The following is a 20,697-nucleotide window of genomic DNA, read 5'->3' on the forward strand; positions in this document are numbered from 1 at the left end:
CTGTAAACCGCCACCCGTGGGTCGCGGGGTAAATTGTCGCGCTGTCGCCGATCCGTCCCCAAACTCGGGACGGATTCCGGCCGCAATCAACCCTTAGAGGTGTCCCAGTGCGACGTACCCTCCTGGCCTTGGCCATTGCAACGATTCCCGGCATCGGCGCCGCCGCCGGACTGGCTTCATCCATCGGCGCCGTGACGGTCTACCAGGACCGCGCCGTCGTGACCCGCGCCGCCAGCAGCGAACTCGCGGCGGGCGAACATGAGCTGGTGCTGGAAAAACTGCCCGCCTCGCTGCAGGAGAACTCGCTGCAGGTCTCGGCCAAGAGCACCGGCCAGGCCACCTTGCTGGACGTGAAGGTGCGCGACGCCTATCAGGCCGACGCCGCCAACGAACGCGTCAAGCAGCTGGAAGCGCAAATCAGCAAGCTCGAAGCGCGGCAGGCCGCGCTGGACGACGAGGCGGCGGTGCTGGACAACCAGCGCGAGTTGGTGCTGATGATGCAGCGCGGCGCCACGGAGCCAGCCAAGGACGGCGCCCGCCTGACGCTGGACGAGCTCAAGGCCATCCAGTCGCTCAGCGCCGACACGTTGGGCAAGACGCTGGCGGGCCTGCGCGGCGTCGCCGAGCAAAAAAGCGCGCTGGAGCGCGAACTGGCTGCGCTGCATAGCCAGCTGGGCCAGGTGCAGGGCGAGCTTGGCCGCCGCAGCAAGACCGTCACCCTGCGCGTGAATCTTGCGCGCGCGGGCAAGCTGGACCTGGCCGTTTCCTACGCGGTGGCGGGGGCCCGCTGGACCCCGTCCTACGACGCGCGCCTGCGTCCGGCGGACCGCAACGTGGACCTGGGCTACTTCGGCGTCATCCGCCAGAACACCGGCGAGGACTGGAACAACGTCAAGCTCACGCTGTCCACCGCCAGGCCTTCTCTGGGCGGCGGCGCGCCGTCGCTGCAGCCGTGGATCATCGACGTAGCCGCCCCGCCGCCGCCTCCGCGCCCCGTCGCGGCGCCGGCTCCGGCGATCGCGCAAGCCGAAATGCAGGCCAAGCGCGCGCCGCGCGGCAGGGCCATGGAAGACGCGGCCGTGAGTCCCGAACCCGTGCCGCAGGCCATTGAGGTCTCCACCGCCCAGCTGCAGAACGCCGCGACCAGCGCATCGTTCCAGATCAAGAATCCGGCCACCCTGCTGTCCGACAACACCACGCAGCGCGTGGCCATCGCCACCGCCAAGCTGCCCGCCACGCTGCAATACCAGTCCACGCCCGCGCTGCGCGAGGCGGCGTTCCTGACCGCGCAGGCCAGCAACAACACGGACTTCCCGTTCCTCGCGGGTCCCTTGAACACCTTCCTGGACGACGCGTTCGTCGCCGCAAGCGCCATGAAACCGGTCATGCCGGGCGAGAAGCTGGAACTGGCGCTGGGCGCCGACGACGGCATCTCGATCAAGCGCCAGCTCGTGAACCGCTATACGGAAGGCACGGGCTTTTCGGGCAGCGGCAAGCGCGTGACCTACGAGTACAAGATCACCGTGAAGAACAACAAGGCCACCAAGGAGCAGGTGTCGTTCAAGGACCGCCTGCCCATCTCGCGCAACGAGAAGATCGTGGTCAAGCTGATCTCGCCCGCCGATCGCGAGATCAAGCGCGAAGAGGACGGCAAGCTGGTCTGGGACTGGGAGATGGAGCCCGGCAAGTCGCGCGAAACGGTGCTGAAGTTCTCGGTCGACTATCCGGGCGACATCGACGTATCCGGCATCTGAGGCGGCCGGCGCGACGCGAACGCCGGCGCTCAATGCCGGCGGCAGAACTCGACGAAGGCCTCGGGCTCCAGCGGCATCGAAATGCCGTAGCCCTGGGCCACGTCGCAGCCCAGCTCGCTCAGCAGCTGCACATCGCGCTCCTGCTCGACGCCTTCGGCCACCACGCGGCGGCCCAGCACCCGGCCCATCTCGATCGCAGCAGCCACGACCGCGCGCGAGGCGGGCTCGCGGTGCATGTGCACGATGAAATCGCGGTCTATCTTCAATTCGGTGAACGGCATCGCCGAGAACAGCCGCATGGACGCGATGCCCGCGCCAAAGTCGTCCATCGCCAGCTCGAAGCCGCGCACCCGCAGCAGGTTCAGGGCCGAGGACAGCGTCAGCCAATCGGTCACGGGCTCGTCCTCGGTCAGCTCCACCTTCACCAGCCGGGCCGGCAGGCCCGCCTGCCCCACGCGCTGCTCCAGCAGGCCCGGCAGGTCCCGCGAGCACAGCGTGGAGGCCGACGCGTTGATGGCGATGGGCACGGCGATATCCTCGTCATGCATCCGGCGCAGCACCTCCAGGACCCGGTCCATGACCCGCGTGAACAGCACCTGGTCCAGGCCCAGGCGATGCGCGGCGGGCACGAAGTCCGCGGCGGAAATCACGCCCAGTTCCGGATGGACCCAGCGCGACAGCGCCTCGGCCGCCACCACGCGCCCCGTCGACAGGCTCATCTGCGGCTGCAGCACGACGCTCATGCCGTCGCCGGAGACCAGCGCCTGTCCAAGCGCCGCCTCCATCACATCGCGCCGCACCGACTTCTGCTGGTGCGGCGAGACCGAATCGTCGTCGAGGCTGTGCAGCGCCGTCTTGATCGCCTGCTGCATGGCGCTGCGCGACACCGGCTTGGACAGCGCCTGGGCCGACGGGCAGCCCGCCTGCAAGGCCAGGCGCACATGCGACTGCAGCAGTTCGTCGCTCAGGCTGCTGATCCAGATGATAGGGGGCATGCTGCTCAAGCGGCCGGCGTCCACCAGGCGCCGCAGGTCGTTGGGCAGGCGGGTGCCGTCGCCCTCGCCCATCACGATGTCGCTGATGAGCACGTCATAGTATTGGCGCTTCAGCGCGCTGATCGCCTCGGTGCTGCTTCCCAAGCCCGCCACGCGGCGGTAGCCCAACGCCAGCAGCATGTTCTGCAAGTAGGCGCGCTCGACGGGGTGATCTTCCACGAGAAGGATCCGTCGGATCGCGCCGGCATCGGGTTTAGGCATTCCTGACCGTCCTGATCTGCATAGGGCGGGCCCTTGCAGGCGGCCGCAGGGATAACGTGAGTCAATGCTACGGCATCTGCGCGAAGCCTGTCTTTATTGATAACGGGTTAATGCAATTTCATCGCCGATAGGCGTAGGATCCGCGCTCTCGGCCGGACGAACGCAACCCTTGAGGCATGCCCTTCCCCCGCCAGTGCGATAATGATGGACTTTCCCGCATCTATGGCACGGAGCTTCCCTTGACCCGCATTGACGACCCCCTGCACGACCGCGAGGTCGGCGCAGCCGACGCCACCCAGGACAACACGCGCACCGACGACACCCGCATCAGCGCGGTGCGTCCGCTGATTTCGCCCGCCCTCCTGCAAGACGAACTTCCCGTTTCGGCCGCCGTCCAGTCGCTGGTCGAGCAAAGCCGCGCCGAGATCGCCGACGTGCTGCATGGCCGCGACGACCGCCTGGTGCTGGTGGTCGGCCCCTGCTCCATCCACGACCACGGCCAGGCCATGGAGTATGCCCGCCAGTTGCGCACCGCCGCCGAACAGCACAAGAAAGAGCTGCTGATCGTCATGCGCGTGTACTTCGAAAAGCCCCGCACCACCGTCGGCTGGAAGGGCTATATCAACGACCCGCGCCTGGACGGCAGCTTCCGCATCAATGAAGGCCTGCGCCGCGCCCGCGAACTGCTTCTGGACATCAGCGGCCTGGGCCTGCCGATTGCCACCGAGTTCCTGGACCTGCTCAGCCCGCAGTACATCGCGGACCTGATCGCCTGGGGCGCCATCGGCGCGCGCACCACCGAAAGCCCCAGCCACCGCCAGCTCAGCTCCGGCCTGAGCTGCCCGCTGGGCTTCAAGAACGGCACCGACGGCGGCGTGCAGATCGCGGCCGACGCCATGGTGGCCGCCAGCGCCAAGCACGCCTTCATGGGCATGACCAAGATGGGCATGGCCGCCATCTTCGAGACCCGCGGCAACCAGGACACCCACGTCATCCTGCGCGGCGGCAAGCAAGGCCCGAACTACGACGCCGCCAGCGTGGACGCCTGTTGCGCCGCGCTGCGCGCCGCCGGCCAGCGCGAACAGGTCATGATCGACTGCTCGCACGCCAACTCCAACAAGTCGCACCTGCGCCAGATCGACGTGGCCCGCGACATCGCCGCCCAGCTCGCCCAGGGCGATGCGCGCATCACCGGCGTGATGATCGAAAGCCATCTTGAAGAGGGCCGCCAGGACCTCAAGCCCGGCCAGCCCCTGCGCCATGGCGTGTCGATCACCGACGCCTGCCTGGGCTGGGCCCAGACCGAGCCGGTGCTCGCCGAACTGGCGCATGCCGTGCGCCAGCGCCGCGAGAAGAACGCGGGCCGGAGCTGATCCGGTTCAGCGATTCAGGCCGTAGGGCGCCGGATCGAACTCCGGCGCCTGGCCCGTGACCAGGGCGGCCAGCAGCTTGCCGGTCACCGGCCCCAGCGTGAAGCCATGATGCGCATGCCCGAACGCCATCCACAGGCCCGGATGGCGCGGCGCGGCGCCGATCACCGGCCGCATGTCCGGCATGCAGGGCCGGCATCCCATCCACGGCTCGCGCTCGACCGCCGCGCCCAGCGGCAGCAATTGTCCCGCCAAGGCGCGCGTCCGCCCGATCTGTACGGGCGACGGCGGCGCGTCGCGCCACGCGAATTCCGCGCCGGTCGTCAGGCGCACGCCCAGGGTCATGGGCGTCACCACAAAGCCGCTTTCGATGTCCGCCACGGGATGCGACAGGCTCGCTCCCTCTTCAAGCGCATAGTGCTGGTGATAGCCGCGCTTGACGGCCATCGGGATGCGGTAGCCCAACGGACGCAAGACGTCCGGCGACCACGGCCCCAGCGCCACCACCACATCGCGGGCTTCGATCGGGCCGTCCTCGCCCTGCACCCGCCACCCCTTGCCGGCCTGCCGCAGGCTGCGCGCGTCGCCGCGCGCCAGCTGGCCGCCGCGCCGCTCGAACAAGCCGGCATAGCCCCGCGTCACCGCGCCGGGATCGGACACGCTGACCGGGTCCAGCCAATGCACGGCGCCCACCATGCGCGGCGAGAGCGAAGGCTCCATGGCCGCCAGCGCATCGCGGTCCAGGAGCCGGTAGCGCAACCCATAGGGCGCGAGCGCCTCGGCCTTGGCCGCGGCCCGCGCCAGGCCGGCCTCGGTGCGCGCGCCGTCCAGCCAGCCATCCCGGCGAAACAGATGGGAGATCCCCGCGTCGTCCTTTAACGCATCGTGCTCGGCCACGCTGCGCTCGATCAGCGGCAGCATCGCTTCGGCCGCCCGCGCCAGGCGCGACGGCGACGAATGCCACCAGTAACGCAGCAGCCACGGCGCAATGCGCGGCAGAAAGCGCGGGTGGTAGCTCACGTCCGGGGTATTGTTCCGCGCATAGCGCCAGAGGCTGCGCCAGTCGCGCGGAAACGCGTAGGGAATGATGCTTGCGCGCTCGATCAGCCCGGCGTTGCCGTAGCTGGTTTCCTCGCCCGGGCCGCGCCGGTCCAGCAGCGCCACCGAACGGCCCCGGGCAAGAAGGTGCAGGGCTGCGCTCACGCCCACGATGCCCGCGCCAAGAACCACGACGTCCGTTTTCATGCGCCGAATTCTGCGCCCGGCACGGATGTTCGGCAAGGGCTCGCGGGCGTAGAATCTTCCCCTCCGGCCAATCCAGGATCCCGCCATGGCCTTGCCCCGTCTGCAACCCGTCACGCTCAGCGGCGACATCGTGCGCCTGGAGCCGCTGGCCGCCGGGCACGCCATCGCGCTGGCGCAAATCGGACTGCACCCCGAGCTCTGGCGCCTGCAGCCGGAGCCCGTCTCCACGCAGGAAGACATGCAGCGCTACGTGGACCGCGCGCTCGGCGGCCAGCGCGACGGCGCCTGCCTGCCCTTTGTCATCGTGCAGCAAAGCACCGGGCAGATCATAGGCGCGACGCGCTACATGGACATCGCGCTTGCGCACAAGCGGCTCGAAATCGGCGGCACCTGGCTCACGCCCGCCAGCCAGCGGTCTGGCGCCAATACCGAAGCCAAATTCCTGCTGTTACAGCACGCTTTTGAAACAATTGGTATCATGCGGGTCGTGTTCAAGACGGAACTGAGCAATACGCAGTCGCGGCAAGCCATCCTGCGGATCGGCGGCGTCGAGGAAGGTGTCTTTCGCAAGCACCTGATCGCCCAATCGGGACGCGCCCGCGACATGGTCTATTTCGCCATCCTCGACGAGGACTGGCCGTCGGTGAAAGCGCGCCTGCTGGCGCGCATGCACCGTCCCCGGTAGACCGGCGCGCTGTTCTTTTCGCCGTCCTCCGGGCGTTCGCGCCCTTTCCGCCCTTTTTCAGTCAGGTATGGATCGTTCTCGCCTCGCCCCGGCCGCAGCGCCCCTCGCTTCCAGCGCGCGCCCCAGTATTTTTATCTACACCGAAGAGCAGCGGGGCAACCAGCTGGTCGAATCCCGGGTGATCGGCATGATGTCCGATATCTCCGGCTCCGAGAAGCTCATCGTCGCGCAGGATCCCCACAGCGGCTTGAAGTTCATCTACCGCATCGATCACGAAAGCAGCAATCTCGACGCGGCCGCCATCACCGAGCAGGACGAGTCAGTCTTCAACGGCAAGCACTCGGTGGAGATCAACGCCATGTCCTATCGCCTGGGCACGGCCGAGAACGCCATGAAGCTGCTGCGCGGCAAGACCCACTGGATTCAGGACAAAGGCGCGGTGCTGTCGGTGCTGCTGCAGAATGCTGCTGCGCGCAAGACTCGCTTCTCGCCGCCGCGGATCGAACGCGACCGCATGCGCAAGGTGCCCCACGGCGTGCCGGTCGAGCTGCTGCCTACATAAAAAGTACAGTATCCACAGCCCTGGTCTTATCCACAGAAATTGTGGATAAGACAAACGCAGACGCACGGCTGATGGCCTTTCGGGCGATGCCGCACGGCCTGCTCATTTTTTGACCACCCCCGGATTCTTCGAGCCGCGGATGACATCCTTGATTCATGCCGCGCTGCCGCAACGGCGATGATGATATTCTGCGCAAGCGCCGACGATACGAAACGTATCGCGCCTGGTCTGCTCGCGCGCCCGCGCGGGCGGAGTCTCCCCGTAATAGAAGCCGTAGCATGATAAGAGCGGAAAGCATGTTTGCCCCTGGAGCGCCCCCCGCGGAACCGCCGGCGCGTACGGCGCCGTGACGATCATCGTCGTCGATGACCACGGGGACTGGCGCGACACCATCGCCGAATACATCCACGATCTCGGCCTGGATAAAGCCATACTGACCGCGGGCTCGCTGGCCGAACTGGACCAGTTGCTGCTGACTGTGACGCCGGGCATCCTGGTCCTGGACGCCATGCTGCCGGACGGCGACGGACTGGCCCGCGTTTCTCATCTGCGCACGACCTACCCGTCGATGGGCATCATCATGCTCACCGGACGCCTGCTGAGCGAAGACAAGGTGTCCGGCCTGAGCCTGGGCGCCGACCACTACCTGACCAAGCCCGTCAACCTTGCGGAATTGGGCGCCACCCTGGTGTCGCTGTCGCGCCGCCTGCGCGTGGTGCCGCCCGCCGATGCCGACGACGCCGAGTCCGACGCATGGCGCTTCGATCCGGCGCGCCGCACCCTGGTGTCGCCCAAGCAGGTCTGCGTGGACATTACCGACACCGAAAGCCGCCTGATCGGCGCGCTGATCCAGGCCGCGCCCCTGCCGCTCACGCGAGGCCGCCTGGTCGAGGCGCTGGGCGCCAGCGCCGAGGCGTACGACACGCACCGCCTGGACGCGCACATGCACCGGCTGCGCCGCAAATTGCGCGCGCAGGCCGGCGGCGACATGGGCATACGCACCGTGTATGGCGTAGGCTATGTCTGCACCACGCCCGTGACCATCGTGGGCAACCTCCAAACCCTGAAACAGCACGCATGAACGCCCCCATCCGCCCCCGCCGCTCCGTCCTCTATATGCCCGGCGCCAACGCCCGCGCGCTCGACAAGGCGCGCAGCCTGGACGCGGACGCCCTGATCCTGGACCTGGAGGACGCGGTGGCGCCCGACGCCAAGCGCCAGGCCCGCGAGCAGGTCGCCGCCGCCTTGCGCGAAGGCGGCTACGGACGCCGCGAGTGCATCGTGCGCATCAACGCGCTGGACACCGCCTGGGGCCTGGACGACGTAAGCGCCATTGCCCTTGCGGGCGCCCACGCCGTGCTGCTGCCCAAGGTGCAATCGGCCGAGCAACTGGCCGCGCTGGCGCAGGCGCTGGATGCGGCAGGCGCCCCCGCGGACCTGCCGTTGTGGGCCATGGCCGAAACGCCATTGGGCTTTCTGCGCCTGGACGCCATTGCCGGCGGCCATCCCCGCCTGGCCGCCATCGTCGTCGGCACCTCGGACCTGGTCAAGGACCTGCACGCCCGCCACACGCCCTCGCGCGAGGAAACGCTGCTGGCCCGTTCGCTTGCCGTGATGGCGGCGCGGGCCCACGGACTGGCGGTGCTCGACGGCGTCCACCTGGACCTGCACGATGACGACGGCCTGGCTGCCGCCTGCCGGCAAGGCCGCGACCAGGGCTTTGACGGCAAGACGCTGATCCACCCCAGGCAGATCGCCGCGGCCAACGCCGCCTTCGCGCCCACCGAAGACGAACTGGCCGGCGCCCGCAAGCGCCTGGACGCCTGGCGGGCCGCGCAAGCCGCGGGCATGGGAGTGGCCGTGGTGGATGGCGCGCTGGTCGAGAACCTGCATGCGCAAGAGGCCGAACGCGTGCTGGCGCTGGCCGCCGCGATTGCCGGCCAATAGCGCGTTTTTGCCGGCGGTTCGCCCTCTTTTATCCGGGGCCTTCTGCGCAGGCCCGCGCGGCCCGGTACAATACTGCCCACGATAGGACGGCTTGCCCGTCTATTTAGTCTTTCGCGCCTGGCGTCTTTTCACTCGCGCGCGATCCCGCCCCGGTTCCCTTTTTTGCGCCGCGCCTTGTGGCGGGAGCCTTGCCGCGCGCCTGCCGCGCCACCCCCAGCCCTGCCCCAAGATTCATGATCCGCTTCCAACAAGTTTCACTCATGCGCGGCGTCAAGCCCTTGCTCGACAAGGTCGACCTGCTGCTGAACCCCGGCGACAAGATCGGCCTGATCGGCGCCAACGGCGCCGGCAAGTCCAGCCTGTTCGGCCTGCTGCGCGGCACGCTGCACGCCGACCAGGGCGACCTCGACTACCCCGCAAGCTGGCGCATGGCCTACGTCGCGCAGGAGACCCCCGCGCTGGACCGCCCGGCCATCGAATACGCCATCGACGGCGACGTCACGCTGCGCCGCCTGGAAGCGGAACTGGCCGCGCTGGAAGCCGAACCCGAAAGCGCCGAGAACGGCCTGCGCATGGGCGACATCTACGCCGCGCTGGCCGATGCCGACGCCTACACCGTCCACTCGCGCGCCGAACAGCTGCTGACCGGCCTGGGCTTCACGCAGGCGCAGATGCACCTGCCGCTGACCAGCTTTTCCGGCGGCTGGCGCATGCGCCTGAACCTGGCCCAGGCGCTGATGTGCCCGTCCGACCTGCTGCTGCTGGACGAGCCCACCAACCACCTGGACCTGGACGCGATCATCTGGCTGGAGGATTGGCTCAAGCGCTATCCGGGCACGCTGATCGTCATCTCGCATGACCGCGACTTCCTGGACGGCGTGGTCAATGTCATCGTCCATATCGACGAGCGCAAGCTCAAGCGCTACTCGGGCAACTACTCGTCGTTTGAACGCCAGCGCGCCGCCCAGCTTGAGCTGGCGCAGGGCATGATGGAAAAGCAGATGCGCCAGCGCACGCACCTGCAATCCTTCATCGACCGCTTCAAGGCGCAGGCCAGCAAGGCCCGCCAGGCCCAGAGCCGGATCAAGGCGCTGGCCCGCATGGAAGAAATGGCGCCGCTGCGCGCCGCCGCGGAATTCTCGTTCGAATTCCGCGAGCCCCTGCGCGCCCCGAATCCCCTGCTGACCATGGACACCGTCAGCGCCGGCTACCGCATCGAGGACGACGAGACCCAGGCCGTTTCCGACAAGATCATCGTGTCGGACATCAACTTCTCGCTGCAGGCCGGCCAGCGCATCGGCCTGCTGGGCATCAACGGCGCGGGCAAGTCCACGTTCATCAAGACCATTGCCGGCGAACTGGACACGCTGGCCGGCGACACCCAGTTCAACAAGGGCCTGTCGATCGGCTACTTCGCGCAGCACCAGGTCGAGATGCTGCGCCACGACGAGTCGCCGCTCTGGCACATGGCCAAGCTGGCGCCCACGGTGCGCGAACAAGAGCTGCGCAATTTCCTGGGCAGCTTCAACTTCAACGGCAACATGGCCACCAGTTCCATCGCCCCGTTCTCCGGCGGCGAGAAGGCCCGGCTGGCGCTGGCGCTCATCGTCTGGCAACGCCCCAACCTGTTGCTGCTGGACGAGCCCACCAACCACCTGGACCTGGAAACGCGCGAGGCGCTGACGACGGCGCTGGCCCAGTTCGAGGGCACGCTGGTGCTGGTCTCGCACGACCGCCACCTGCTGCGCGCCACCACCGACCAGTTCATCATCGTGGCCGACGGCAGCGTCAGCCCCTTCGACGGCGACCTGGACGACTACAAGGACTGGCTCTACAAGACCAAGCTGGCCGCCAAGGCCGCCTGAGCGCATTGACGCTCCAGCGCGGCGCTGGACGCGTTACAATCCCGCGAATTGCGCGCAGTCCTCTTTTCATCGGGCCTGCGCGGCAGCCTCCAACCACGTCCCGCTGTATGCGGGACGCGTTTTTTAGCGCTCTTAGATGCCGATCAAAGACCAACTATTTCTCGCCAGCCAGTATCTTGCGCCTCACCATCTGGTGTCGCGGTTCTTCGGATACGCTTCCGACTGCCGCGAACCCGCGGTCAAGAACTGGATGATCTCGCGCTTTGTCCGCAAGTACGGCGTGGACATGAGCGAGGCCTTGCAAGAAGACGCGTTGGCCTATGACTGCTTCAATGACTTCTTCACCCGCGCGCTGAAGCCGGACGCGCGTCCGCTGGACGACGAGCCGGGCTCGGTGCTCTGCCCGGCGGACGGCGCCATCAGCCAGATGGGCGCGATCGAACAGGGCCGCATCTTCCAGGCCAAGGGCCACAGCTACGGCCTGGTCGACCTGCTGGGCGGCGACACCGAGCGCGCCGCGCCGTTCCAGGGCGGGCAGTTCGCCACCGTCTACCTGTCGCCCAAGGACTATCACCGCGTGCACATGCCCGCGGCCGGCACCCTGCGCGAAATGGTGCATGTGCCCGGCCGCCTGTTCTCGGTGAACCCGCTGACCGCCCGCAACGTGCCGCGCCTGTTCGCGCGCAACGAACGGGTCGTCTGCATCTTCGACACGGAACACGGCCCCATGGCTGTCGTGCTGGTCGGCGCGATGATCGTCGCGTCCATCGAGACCGTGTGGGCGGGCCTGGTCACGCCGCACAAGCGCCGCGTAAAGACCACGCGCTACGACAACAACGCCCGCGCCCCCATCCACATCGAGAAAGGCGCCGAGATGGGACGCTTCAAGCTCGGTTCGACCGCCATTGTGCTGTTCGGCCCGGACCAGATCCGCTGGGCCGACACGCCCTCGGTGCTGGGCCCCGTGCGCATGGGCGAACTGCTGGCGCTGCCCGCGCGCGCCTGAGTTCTTGCACGGTGCGGCGCGGGCCCGCCGCTTTTTCGCGAAAAGCGAAAAAGCCTTTCCATATTTATTCGCTTTCAGCGATAAGGCGGCGTTGCTAGATTACGGGCTTTTGCCGGCCCGCCATGACCTCCACCGCCCTGCCCGCCACCGCTCCCGCCGCCGTTGCCCGCGCCCTGCCGCGAGCGCTTGCCCGCATGCTGTCGCTCGACGACTTCGAGGCCGAGGCCCGCCGCCGCCTGCCGCGTCCGATCTTCGGCTACATCGCGGGCGCGGCGGAAGACAACCAATCCCTGCAAGGCAACCGCCAGGCGTTCGCGCAATATGCGTTCACGCCCCGCGTGCTGGTGGACGTGTCCCGGCGCACGCAGCGGATCGAACTCTTCGGCCGCAGCTACGCGTCGCCCTTCGGCGTCGCGCCCATGGGCATCAGCGCGCTGTCGGCCTATCGCGGCGACATCCTGCTGGCCCGCGCGGCGCGCGAACAGAACATTCCCGCCATCCTCAGCGGCACGTCGCTGATCCCGCTTGAAGACGTCATACGCGAGGCGCCCGGCACCTGGTTCCAGGCCTACCTGCCCGGCGATCCGGCAAAGATAGACGCCCTGGTCGAACGCGCCCGGCGCGCCGGCTACGAGACCCTGGTGCTGACGGTGGACATTCCCGTATCCGCCAACCGCGAGAACAACGTGCGCACCGGCTTTTCCACCCCGCTCAAGCCCAGCCTGCGCCTGGCCTGGGACGGTCTGGCCCGGCCGCGCTGGCTGGCCGGGACATTCCTGCGCACCTTGCTGGCCCACGGGATGCCGCATTTCGAGAACTCGTTCGCCACCCGCGGCGCGCCCATTGTGTCGGCATCGGTGCTGCGCGACTTCAGCGCGCGCGACCACCTGAGCTGGGAACACGTGGCGCGCATCCGCCGCCAGTGGCCCGGCACGCTGATCATCAAGGGCATCCTGCACTCCCAGGACGCGGCGCTTGCGCGCCGGCATGGCGTGGACGGCGTCATCGTGTCCAACCACGGCGGACGCCAGCTCGACGGCGCCATCTCGCCGCTGCGCGCCTTGCCCGGCGTGGTCGCCGAGGCGGGCGCGATGACCGTGATGATGGACAGCGGCGTGCGGCGCGGCAGCGACGTGCTGAAGGCGCTGGCGTTGGGCGCGCGCTGCGTGTTCGTGGGCCGGCCCTTCAACTATGCCGCGGCCGTGGGCGGCCAGGCCGGCGTGGCCCATGCCATCGGCCTGCTGAGCGCCGAAGTCGACCGCAACATGGCGATGCTGGGCATCAACCATGTCCGCGAGATGGACGCCGGCCTCCTCTGCCGCGAAGGCGCAATGCCGGCCTGAGGCGGGCGGCGCGGCGCTGCCGCGGCGTGGCCGGACATAGAATGGCGGTTCCCTTGCCATGCGCGCCGGCCCCAACCGCCAGGCGCGCCCCCCGAGCCGCCTGTGTCCCTACGCCAATCCTCGTTCTTCCTGCGCTTTCTGACCCTGGGCGCATTGGCCCATGTCTACGTGGGCGCCCGCCTGATTCCCGATGCCCTGCTGGGCGGCGAAGGCTCCGCCGCCGCCATTCTTGCCCTGGTGCTGTCCTGCGTCCTGATCCCCCTGGGCATGCTGGGACGTTCGTCCGTACACCCGCCCTGGGGCGACCGCATCGCCTGGGTCGGCCTGCTGGCGATGGGCTTGTTCTCTTCGCTGTTCGTGTTGACCGCGCTGCGCGACGCGCTGCTGCTGCTGGCCTGGCTCGCGAACCTGGCGGTCGGCGCCGGCCTGCCCTGGATCGCCCTGCGCCGCGCCAGCGCGTGGACCGTGGCCGGACTGGCCCTGGCGGGCACGCTGGCGGGGCTGTACAACGCCCGCCGCCGCGCGCGCGTGGTGGACGTGGACGTGCCCATCGCGGGCCTGCCGCAAGACCTGGACGGCTTCACCATCGTGCAGATCAGCGACATCCACGTCGGCCCGACGATCAAGAAGCGCTATGTGCAAGCCATCGTCGACGCCGTCAACGAACAGCTCCCCGACATGGTCGCCATCACCGGCGACGTGGTGGACGGCAGCGTCGAACAGCTATCGGCCCAGGCCAGCCCGCTGGGCGAGCTGCGCGCGCCCCATGGCGTGTATCTCGTCACCGGCAACCATGAATATTATTCAGGCGTCGCGCCCTGGGTGGCGGAGTTCCGCCGCATGGGGCTGCGCGTGCTGATGAACGAGCACGCCGTCATCCATCCCGCGGGCCTGCCCGTGGTGGTGGCCGGCGTCACCGACTACAGCGCCGGATCGTTCGATCCGCAGCAGCGCAGCAATCCCCGGGCCGCGCTGGCGGGCGCGCCCGCCGACGCGCTGCCCAAGATCCTGCTGGCGCACCAGCCGCGCAGCGCGGCCGCCGCCGAGCCGCTGGGCTACACCCTGCAGCTCTCCGGCCATACGCATGGCGGGCAGTTCTTTCCGTGGGGGTTCTTCGTGCGCTTCCAGCAGCCGTTCACGGCGGGCCTGCACCGGATGGGCAAGATGTGGGTCTACACCAGCCGCGGCACCGGCTATTGGGGCCCGCCCAAGCGCTTGGGCGCCCCATCCGAGATCACGCGCCTGCGCCTGCGCGCCGCGCCGGCGCGCTGATTCAGGCGTCCTCGGGCAGCGGTCCGCGCTCCAGGTAGCTGGTCAGCGCGATGTCGCTGGTGGTGTTGGTGATGCCCTCGATCTGGTGGATGCGCGCCAGCAGCAGCTCCAGCGCCTGCGTGTCGCGCACGCGCACCTTGAGCAGCATGGCGCTCTTGCCCGTGATGGTGTGGATCTCTTCCACCTCGGTCAGTTCGGCCAGGCCCAGCACCTGCTGGGTGATGGTCCAGTTGTTCGTGTCCACATGCACGAAGGCGAGCAGCGGACGGCCGATCTTCGCGCCGTCCAGCTTGGCGGCGATGCCCTTGATCAGCCCGTCGCGCTTCAGGCGCTTGACTCGCTCGTGCACCGCGGGCGCGGAAAGGTTCAGCACCTTGCCCAGTTCGGCGTAGCTGGGCGAGGCGTCGTCGGCCAGCAGCGTTAATAGTTTTCGGTCGCGGTCATCTAGGTCTGGCATCGGAATCACATTCTGCCTAACGGCATTCAAACTTTTATGGAATAAGGAATTATCAGCGTAAACCCTTATTTTATTCCAATAAAATTCGGGGATGTCGCAACGCAGCACCCAAAAGTCCTCGCCCGTGCCCGCCCTGATGTTCGCCGTCAGCGTCGTCGGCTCCAACGGCCTGGCGCTCAGTCCCATTCTTGCCGACGTCGCAGGCTCGTTCTCGACCTCGGCGCTGACCATCAGCACCGCCATCTCCGCCTACGGCGCGGCCACCGCCGCCAGCGCCTTCTTCCTGGCGGCGCGGATCGACCGCAACGGCATCCGCCGTTCCCTGCTGGGCGCCATGATCGCCTTGATCGCCGCGCTGGTGCTATCCGCCAGCGCGCCGCACTGGATCGTGCTGACGCTGGCCCAGGCCCTGGCCGGCGCGGCGGCCGGCGTCATCCTGCCGGCCGCTTATGGTTCGGCCTCGCTCATCGCGCCCGCCGGCCAGGAAGCCCGCACGCTGGGGCGGGTCATTGCCGGCTGGTCGGTGTCGCTGGTGGCCGGGGTGCCGCTGTCGGCGCTGATTTCGGACTGGGTGGGCTGGCGCGCCACCTATGGCGTGCTGGCGCTGTGCGCCGCCATCGCCCTGCTGGGCCTGCGCAAGCTGCCCGAGCGCCGCGCCGCCAACCCCGCCCCGCTGCGCCTGTCGCGCCTCTTGGCGCCGCTGTCCTATCGCGACGTGCCGGCGCTGCTGCTGGGCTGCCTGGCCTTTTCCTCCGCCTTCTATGGCGTCTACGCCTTCCTGGCCGACCACGTCCGCACCCTGCTTGCGCTGTCGGCCGGACAGGTGGGCTTCATCGCATTCGCGTATGGCGCGGGCTTTCTGCTGGCCGGCTTCGCCGGCGCGCCGCTGGTGGACCGCCTGGGTCCGCGCCGGGCGCTGCCGCTGGCGCTGGGCGTGATTGCGCTGGTGTATGTGGGCTTGCTGCCGGCCGCGCATTCGCTGGCCGCGGTGCTGGCCATCGCCACGCTCTGGGGCGCCGCCTCGCAGCTCAGCCTGAACCTGCTGGTCCTGCTGCTGTCTCGCGCCCGCCCCGAGGAACGCGGCGCCGTGCTGGGCTTGAACACCTGCACGACGTACCTGGGCGCCAGCGTGGGCACCGCGGTCGCGGGCACGCTGTACACGCACGCGGGCTTTGAAACCCTGGGCCTGTGCGCCGCGGCCGCGCTTGCGGCGGCGGCGCTGGGATTGCATTGGCGCCTGAATGGCCGCCGGGCCGCCGCCGCGCGGGCGACGGCCTGATCCGCCGGCTTACCAGGGGAACGCGATCAGGTCCCCGTACAGCCGCTTCAGGGTGCTCTTTACTTCCGGCGAGTTCTGGTAGATGGCAATGAACTTCAAAAGGCGCGGGTCCTGCGCCTTTTCCGGCGTCGTCACCCAACGGATGGCGTAGCGCCGGATGCTCGCCGGATCGGTATTGTCGAACGCCAGCCCGTCCTTCTCGTTGAGCCCTGCCTGCTTGGCGAAGGTCGTGTAGGTCACCGACGCCGTCACGTCGTCGAACGTGCGCGCCGACTGCGAACCCTCGATCTGGACGAACTTCAGGTTCTTCGGATTCGAGGTCACGTCCTGCAGGGTGGCCTGGTGCGCCACGCCGGGCTTGAGCTGGATGAGCCCCATGGCTTCCAGCAGCAGCAAGGCGCGGCCGGTGTTGACCGGGTCGTTCGGCACCGCGATCGTGGCGCCCTCGGGCACGGGCTCGCCCTTCTTCAACTTCTTCGAAAACAGCCCGATCGTGGTGGAGTAGCCATAGGCGATCGGCATCAGGTTCGCGCCCCGCCGCTGGTTGAACAGTTGCAGGAAAGGCTCGTGCTGGAAGAAGTTCGCGTCCACCGAGCCGTCGGCCACGGCGATATTGGGCAGCACCCAATCGTTGAACTCCACCAGCTTGACCTCCAGCCCTTCTTTCTTCGCCTGGGCAATCGCCAGTTCGGTGGCTTCGTTGGCCACGCTGGGAATCACGCCGATACGCAGGGGTTTTTCCTGCGCCATGGCAGTCGCGCACGCGGCCAGCCCCAGCGCGGCCACGGCCGCGCCGCGCGTCAGTTTCAAAAGCAGTGGGTGCAAAAGCATGAAGACCATCCAGGGGTAGCGGAAATCCGGGCATGGCCCGGCACAGGCGCTATTGTGCAGCAGCCAGACGCCCGCGGGCGGAAAGGCCTTTGTCACGCAATGGCAATGCCGCGGCCGCGCCGGCGGCGCTAAGATGGCTGCAATACGCCCTTGGGAGAAACTCATGAGCGCGGTTCCGACCACCCTGCCCGGCACGCCGTCCGCTGCCCGCCACCGCGACCAGGTTGAAGACCAGCTTGGCGCGCACAACTACCATCCGCTGGACGTGGTGATCGCCCGCGGCAGCGGCGTCTGGCTGTATGACGTGGAGGGCCGCAAGTACCTGGATTGCCTGTCGGCCTATTCCGCGGTCAACCAGGGCCACTGCCACCCCCGCATCCTGGCCGCCATGAACGAGCAGGCGCAACAGCTCACGCTGACCTCGCGCGCCTTCCGCCACGACCAGATGGCGCCGTTCTACGAAGACCTTGCCCGCCTGACCGGCGCGCACAAGATCCTGCCCATGAACAGCGGCGCGGAAGCCGTGGAAACCGCCATCAAGGCGGTGCGCAAATGGGGCTACGAGGTGCGCGGCGTGCCCGAGGGCCAGGCCGAGATCATTGTCTGCGCCAACAACTTCCATGGGCGCACGCTGGGCATCGTGGGCTTTTCCACCGACCCCGACGCCTATGGCCACTACGGTCCGTTCGCGCCCGGATTCAAGATCGTGCCCTTTGGCGACTACGAGGCCTTCAACGCCGCCATCACGCCCCGCACCGTCGCCTTCCTGGTCGAGCCCATCCAGGGCGAAGCCGGCGTGGTGCTGCCGCCTGCCGGGTACTTCACGAAGGTCCGGCAGCGCTGCACGGAACTGGGCATCACCCTGATCCTGGACGAGATCCAGACCGGGCTGGGGCGCACCGGCAAGCTGCTGGCCGAAGAGCACGAAGGCATCGAGGCCGACGTCACGCTCATCGGCAAGGCGCTCTCGGGCGGCTTCTATCCCGTGTCCGCCGTGCTCTCCAACGCGGACGTGCTGGGGGTGTTCCAGCCCGGCCAGCACGGCAGCACCTTCGGCGGCAATCCGCTGGCCTGCGCCATCGCCCGGGCCGCGCTGCGGGTGCTGACCGAGGAAGGCATGATCGAGAACGCGGCCACGGTCGGCGCCTACTTCCTGGAACGCCTGCGCGCGCTGCCCGGGCCCGTGCGCGAGGTGCGCGGGCGCGGGCTGATGCTGGCGGTCGAACTGGAACCCGACGCCGGCGGCGCCCGCCTGTGGTGCGAGCGCCTGCTGGCACGCGGCATGCTGGTCAAGGACACGCACGGCCACACCCTGCGGCTGTCCCCGCCGCTGATCGTGACGCGCGAGCAGGTCGACTGGGCCTGCGACCAATTGGCCGCGGTACTATCCGCGCCTTGACGAAACCCAACTCCGGAGTCCGCGCCTTGCAGAACGACGCCACCCTGCCCACCCACATCACCCTCATCGGCGCGCCCACGGATATCGGCGCCGGCGCGCGCGGCGCCTCGATGGGACCGGAAGCCTTGCGCGTGGCCGGCCTCGCGCCCGTCATCGAAGCCCAGGGTTTCCAGGTCACGGACCGCGGCAACGTGTATGGTCCCGCCAACCCCTGGCTGCCGCCCGTGGACGGCTACCGCCACCTTGAAGAAGTGGCCGCGTGGAACCAGGCCGTGCACGACGCCGTCCACGAGGAACTGGCGCTGGGCCACCTGCCCGTGCTGCTGGGCGGCGACCACTGCCTGGGCATCGGCTCGATCAGCGCGGTGGCGCGCCACTGCCGCGCCGCGGGCAAGAAGCTGCGGGTGCTGTGGCTGGACGCCCACGCCGACTTCAACACCAACACGCTCACCCCCACGGGCAATGTCCACGGCATGCCGGTGGCCTGCCTGTGCGGCTACGGTCCCGCGGCCATCACGGGCATGTCGGGCCAGAGGCCGGATATCGACCCCGGCTGCATCCGCCAGATCGGCATCCGCAGCGTGGACCAGGGCGAAAAGCGCCTGGTGCATGAAGCCGGGCTGGAGGTCTTCGACATGCGCTACCTGGACGAAATGGGCATGCGCGCCACCATGGAGGCCGCGCTGGCGGGGCTGGACGCCGACACCCATCTGCACGTGAGCTTCGACGTGGACTTCCTGGACCCCGAGATCGCGCCGGGCGTGGGCACCACGGTGCCCGGCGGCCCCACCTACCGCGAGGCCCAGCTCTGCATGGAAATGATCGCCGACACCGGCCTCATGCGCTCGCTGGACGTGGTGGAGCTGAACCCCGCCTTCGACGTGCGCAACAAGACCGCCGAACTGGCGGTGGACCTGATCGAAAGCCTGTTCGGCAAATCGACGCTGGTGCGCCGGGGCGCGTAGTTTTTCCTGTCCCCCTCGGTGTCTGACACCCTGCCCCTCCCTCGGTGTCTGACACCCTGGGGAGATCGGCCTGAATTCGCGACGGCGCTTCAAGGGTGTCAGACACCCAGCACTTGCCCTCCCCTCCCTCGGTGTCTGACACCCTGGGGAGATCGGCCTGAATTCGCGGCGGCGCTTCAAGGGTGTCAGACACCCAGCATTTGCCCTCCCTCGGTGTCTGACACCCTGGGGAGAGCGGCCTGAATTCGCGGCAGTGCTTCAAGGGTGTCAGACACCTAGCACTTGCCGCCCCTCGGTGTCTGACACCCTGGGAAGATCGGCCTGAATTCGCAGCAGTGCTTCAAGGGTGTCAGACACCTAGCACTTGCCGCCCCTCGGTGTCTGACACCCTGGGGGTGTCTGACACCCTGGGGAGATCGGCCTGAATTCGCGGCAGTGCTTCAAGGGTGTCAGACACCTAGCACTTGCCCCCCTCGGTGTCTGACACCCTGGGGAGATCGGCCTTAATTCGCGGCAGTGTTTCAAGGGTGTCAGACACCCAGCACTAGACACCGAGCACTTGGCTCTAGCCCTCGCGGTCGCGGCGGATCGCCTCCGCCGCCTCCCGCAAATGGGCTAGGTTCCGGTCGCGCTGCTCCCATACGCGCGGCGTCGGGCCGGCTATGCACAGCGCGTACCATTCGCCGCCCAGGTCCAGCGCCACGGCCAGCCCCGTCAGGTCGGCCACGCTCTCTCCCACATTCGCCGCCCAGCCTTGCGCGGCGGCCCGTTCCACGTCGGCCAGCAGCGCCTCGCGCGTGGCCAGCGTGCGGTCCGTGTGGCGGGTGTACTGCGCGGCGGCCAGCGCCTGTTCGCGCTCGGCGGGCGCCATGCGCGCCAAGATCGCCTTGGCCACCGAACTGGTGTGCAGGGGCCGGCGCGCGCCGGGCCGGGCCGCGTAGTGAACCGGCTGGGTGGACTCGGCCACATCCAGGAACAGCACGCCGCCGTCCTGAATCTTGCCCAGCATCACCGTTTCATTGGCGGCGTCGCGCAGGGCCAGAAGCCGCGGCCGCACCTGCTCCAGCCAGGGATCTCCCGCGAGGATCTGCACGCTCAGGCCATGCAGCTTTGCCGTCGGGTAGTAGCCCGCGCGGCGGCGGACCTCGTACAGGTAACCGCGCGCCACCAGCGTGCGCACCAGCGCCAGGCAGCTGGACATGGGCGCGCCCAGTCCGTGGGCCAGTTCGGTCAGCGGCATGGGTCGCCGCGTCTGCGCAAACAGCTCGATCAGCTCCAGCGTCCGAGCGACCAGTTTCACTTCCATGCGACGCCCCTCCTGACGAATCCAGCTCTGTTTTTCGCGCCTGGCTTAGGTAATCCGCCCTGTTGACTTTTCATATGCGCGAACCTAAATTCTTGCACAGGAATTTACATTCACCTATAAGAAATAAATTTCAGCCGGCAGGAGAACCGGCGCCC

Annotated in this window: 18 protein-coding genes; 13 read left to right on the forward strand and 5 right to left on the reverse strand. The window is 68.3% G+C overall.

The window, feature by feature from the left end; translation table 11 throughout:
* Positions 1 to 107: 107 nt before the first annotated feature.
* Complete coding sequence (locus ACFWP0_RS04290) at positions 108 to 1,754, forward strand: mucoidy inhibitor MuiA family protein (protein WP_377839924.1); 1,647 nt, start codon at positions 108 to 110, stop codon at positions 1,752 to 1,754.
* A gap of 29 nt (positions 1,755 to 1,783) precedes the next feature.
* On the opposite strand, the gene ACFWP0_RS04295 is transcribed toward ACFWP0_RS04290, so the two are convergent.
* Complete coding sequence (locus ACFWP0_RS04295) at positions 1,784 to 3,010, reverse strand: EAL domain-containing protein (protein WP_377839925.1); 1,227 nt, start codon at positions 3,008 to 3,010, stop codon at positions 1,784 to 1,786.
* A 239-nt stretch (positions 3,011 to 3,249) separates the two neighbouring features.
* Between ACFWP0_RS04295 and ACFWP0_RS04300 the strand changes: the two genes are divergently transcribed.
* Positions 3,250 to 4,383 carry a 3-deoxy-7-phosphoheptulonate synthase gene (locus ACFWP0_RS04300; protein WP_377839926.1) on the forward strand — a complete coding sequence of 378 codons (1,134 nt, stop codon included), beginning with the start codon at positions 3,250 to 3,252 and terminating at the stop codon, positions 4,381 to 4,383.
* Between the two features lie 6 nt (positions 4,384 to 4,389).
* On the opposite strand, the gene ACFWP0_RS04305 is transcribed toward ACFWP0_RS04300, so the two are convergent.
* Positions 4,390 to 5,625 carry an NAD(P)/FAD-dependent oxidoreductase gene (locus tag ACFWP0_RS04305; RefSeq protein WP_377839928.1) on the reverse strand — a complete coding sequence of 412 codons (1,236 nt, stop codon included), beginning with the start codon at positions 5,623 to 5,625 and terminating at the stop codon, positions 4,390 to 4,392.
* A gap of 85 nt (positions 5,626 to 5,710) precedes the next feature.
* Here ACFWP0_RS04305 and ACFWP0_RS04310 point away from each other — a divergent pair, with 85 nt between their 5' ends.
* From ACFWP0_RS04310 to ACFWP0_RS04345, 8 genes are all read left to right on the forward strand, one after another.
* A complete protein-coding gene (locus ACFWP0_RS04310; protein WP_377839929.1) occupies positions 5,711 to 6,310 on the forward strand; it encodes a GNAT family N-acetyltransferase in 600 nt (199 codons plus the stop codon).
* Between the two features lie 67 nt (positions 6,311 to 6,377).
* The gene (locus ACFWP0_RS04315) at positions 6,378 to 6,872 is read left to right on the forward strand and encodes a hypothetical protein (RefSeq protein ID WP_377839930.1); all 495 of its coding nucleotides are present in this window, start codon (positions 6,378 to 6,380) and stop codon (positions 6,870 to 6,872) included.
* Positions 6,873 to 7,218: 346 nt separating this feature from the next.
* Complete coding sequence (locus ACFWP0_RS04320; RefSeq protein ID WP_377839932.1) at positions 7,219 to 7,953, forward strand: response regulator transcription factor; 735 nt, start codon at positions 7,219 to 7,221, stop codon at positions 7,951 to 7,953.
* Complete coding sequence (locus ACFWP0_RS04325; RefSeq protein WP_377839933.1) at positions 7,950 to 8,819, forward strand: HpcH/HpaI aldolase/citrate lyase family protein; 870 nt, start codon at positions 7,950 to 7,952, stop codon at positions 8,817 to 8,819. Before ACFWP0_RS04320 ends, ACFWP0_RS04325 begins: the two co-directional genes overlap by 4 nt.
* Positions 8,820 to 9,052: 233 nt before the next feature.
* Entirely contained in the window at positions 9,053 to 10,684 is a 1,632-nt protein-coding gene (locus tag ACFWP0_RS04330; protein WP_377839934.1) for an ATP-binding cassette domain-containing protein, read from the forward strand.
* A gap of 136 nt (positions 10,685 to 10,820) precedes the next feature.
* Positions 10,821 to 11,690: an archaetidylserine decarboxylase gene (asd, locus tag ACFWP0_RS04335; RefSeq protein WP_377839936.1), complete on the forward strand. Its 870-nt coding sequence runs from the start codon at positions 10,821 to 10,823 to the stop codon at positions 11,688 to 11,690.
* Positions 11,691 to 11,812: 122 nt separating this feature from the next.
* Positions 11,813 to 13,033, forward strand: a complete 1,221-nt coding sequence (locus ACFWP0_RS04340) for an alpha-hydroxy acid oxidase (protein WP_377839938.1) — start codon at positions 11,813 to 11,815, stop codon at positions 13,031 to 13,033.
* A gap of 102 nt (positions 13,034 to 13,135) precedes the next feature.
* Positions 13,136 to 14,305: a metallophosphoesterase gene (locus ACFWP0_RS04345; protein ID WP_377839939.1), complete on the forward strand. Its 1,170-nt coding sequence runs from the start codon at positions 13,136 to 13,138 to the stop codon at positions 14,303 to 14,305.
* Between the two features lies 1 nt (position 14,306).
* Here ACFWP0_RS04345 and ACFWP0_RS04350 read toward each other — a convergent pair whose 3' ends face one another.
* On the reverse strand, positions 14,307 to 14,762 hold the full coding sequence (locus ACFWP0_RS04350) for an Lrp/AsnC family transcriptional regulator (RefSeq protein WP_377839941.1): 456 nt from the start codon (positions 14,760 to 14,762) through the stop codon (positions 14,307 to 14,309).
* Positions 14,763 to 14,853: 91 nt separating this feature from the next.
* Between ACFWP0_RS04350 and ACFWP0_RS04355 the strand changes: the two genes are divergently transcribed.
* Entirely contained in the window at positions 14,854 to 16,041 is a 1,188-nt protein-coding gene (locus tag ACFWP0_RS04355) for an MFS transporter (RefSeq protein WP_377839942.1), read from the forward strand.
* A 9-nt stretch (positions 16,042 to 16,050) separates the two neighbouring features.
* Here the strand turns inward: ACFWP0_RS04355 and ACFWP0_RS04360 are convergent, their stop codons facing one another.
* Positions 16,051 to 16,872: a MetQ/NlpA family ABC transporter substrate-binding protein gene (locus ACFWP0_RS04360; protein ID WP_377839943.1), complete on the reverse strand. Its 822-nt coding sequence runs from the start codon at positions 16,870 to 16,872 to the stop codon at positions 16,051 to 16,053.
* A 163-nt stretch (positions 16,873 to 17,035) separates the two neighbouring features.
* Between ACFWP0_RS04360 and rocD the strand changes: the two genes are divergently transcribed.
* Complete coding sequence (gene rocD, locus ACFWP0_RS04365) at positions 17,036 to 18,271, forward strand: ornithine--oxo-acid transaminase (RefSeq protein WP_377839945.1); 1,236 nt, start codon at positions 17,036 to 17,038, stop codon at positions 18,269 to 18,271.
* 26 nt (positions 18,272 to 18,297) lie between these two features.
* Positions 18,298 to 19,236 carry an arginase gene (gene rocF / locus ACFWP0_RS04370; protein WP_377839946.1) on the forward strand — a complete coding sequence of 313 codons (939 nt, stop codon included), beginning with the start codon at positions 18,298 to 18,300 and terminating at the stop codon, positions 19,234 to 19,236.
* A 565-nt stretch (positions 19,237 to 19,801) separates the two neighbouring features.
* Here the strand turns inward: rocF and ACFWP0_RS04375 are convergent.
* A complete protein-coding gene (locus tag ACFWP0_RS04375; RefSeq protein WP_377839948.1) occupies positions 19,802 to 20,542 on the reverse strand; it encodes an IclR family transcriptional regulator in 741 nt (246 codons plus the stop codon).
* Positions 20,543 to 20,697: the final 155 nt, after the last annotated feature.

The sequence above is a fragment of the Achromobacter sp. NPDC058515 genome (genome assembly GCF_042721735.1).
Lineage (GTDB): Bacteria > Pseudomonadota > Gammaproteobacteria > Burkholderiales > Burkholderiaceae_B > Achromobacter.

What these genes read in the sequence shown, in the direction of transcription:
- ACFWP0_RS04295 (WP_377839925.1), bottom strand. Translation starts at nt 3,010, where the DNA reads ATGCCTAAACCCGATGCCGGCGCGATCCGACGGATCCTTCTCGTGGAA.
- ACFWP0_RS04305 (WP_377839928.1), bottom strand. Translation starts at nt 5,625, where the DNA reads ATGAAAACGGACGTCGTGGTTCTTGGCGCGGGCATCGTGGGCGTGAGC.
- ACFWP0_RS04310 (WP_377839929.1), top strand. Translation starts at nt 5,711, where the DNA reads ATGGCCTTGCCCCGTCTGCAACCCGTCACGCTCAGCGGCGACATCGTG.
- ACFWP0_RS04315 (WP_377839930.1), top strand. Translation starts at nt 6,378, where the DNA reads ATGGATCGTTCTCGCCTCGCCCCGGCCGCAGCGCCCCTCGCTTCCAGC.
- ACFWP0_RS04325 (WP_377839933.1), top strand. Translation starts at nt 7,950, where the DNA reads ATGAACGCCCCCATCCGCCCCCGCCGCTCCGTCCTCTATATGCCCGGC.
- ACFWP0_RS04330 (WP_377839934.1), top strand. Translation starts at nt 9,053, where the DNA reads ATGATCCGCTTCCAACAAGTTTCACTCATGCGCGGCGTCAAGCCCTTG.
- asd (WP_377839936.1), top strand. Translation starts at nt 10,821, where the DNA reads ATGCCGATCAAAGACCAACTATTTCTCGCCAGCCAGTATCTTGCGCCT.
- ACFWP0_RS04340 (WP_377839938.1), top strand. Translation starts at nt 11,813, where the DNA reads ATGACCTCCACCGCCCTGCCCGCCACCGCTCCCGCCGCCGTTGCCCGC.
- ACFWP0_RS04350 (WP_377839941.1), bottom strand. Translation starts at nt 14,762, where the DNA reads ATGCCAGACCTAGATGACCGCGACCGAAAACTATTAACGCTGCTGGCC.
- ACFWP0_RS04355 (WP_377839942.1), top strand. Translation starts at nt 14,854, where the DNA reads ATGTCGCAACGCAGCACCCAAAAGTCCTCGCCCGTGCCCGCCCTGATG.
- ACFWP0_RS04360 (WP_377839943.1), bottom strand. Translation starts at nt 16,872, where the DNA reads ATGCTTTTGCACCCACTGCTTTTGAAACTGACGCGCGGCGCGGCCGTG.
- rocD (WP_377839945.1), top strand. Translation starts at nt 17,036, where the DNA reads ATGAGCGCGGTTCCGACCACCCTGCCCGGCACGCCGTCCGCTGCCCGC.
- ACFWP0_RS04375 (WP_377839948.1), bottom strand. Translation starts at nt 20,542, where the DNA reads ATGGAAGTGAAACTGGTCGCTCGGACGCTGGAGCTGATCGAGCTGTTT.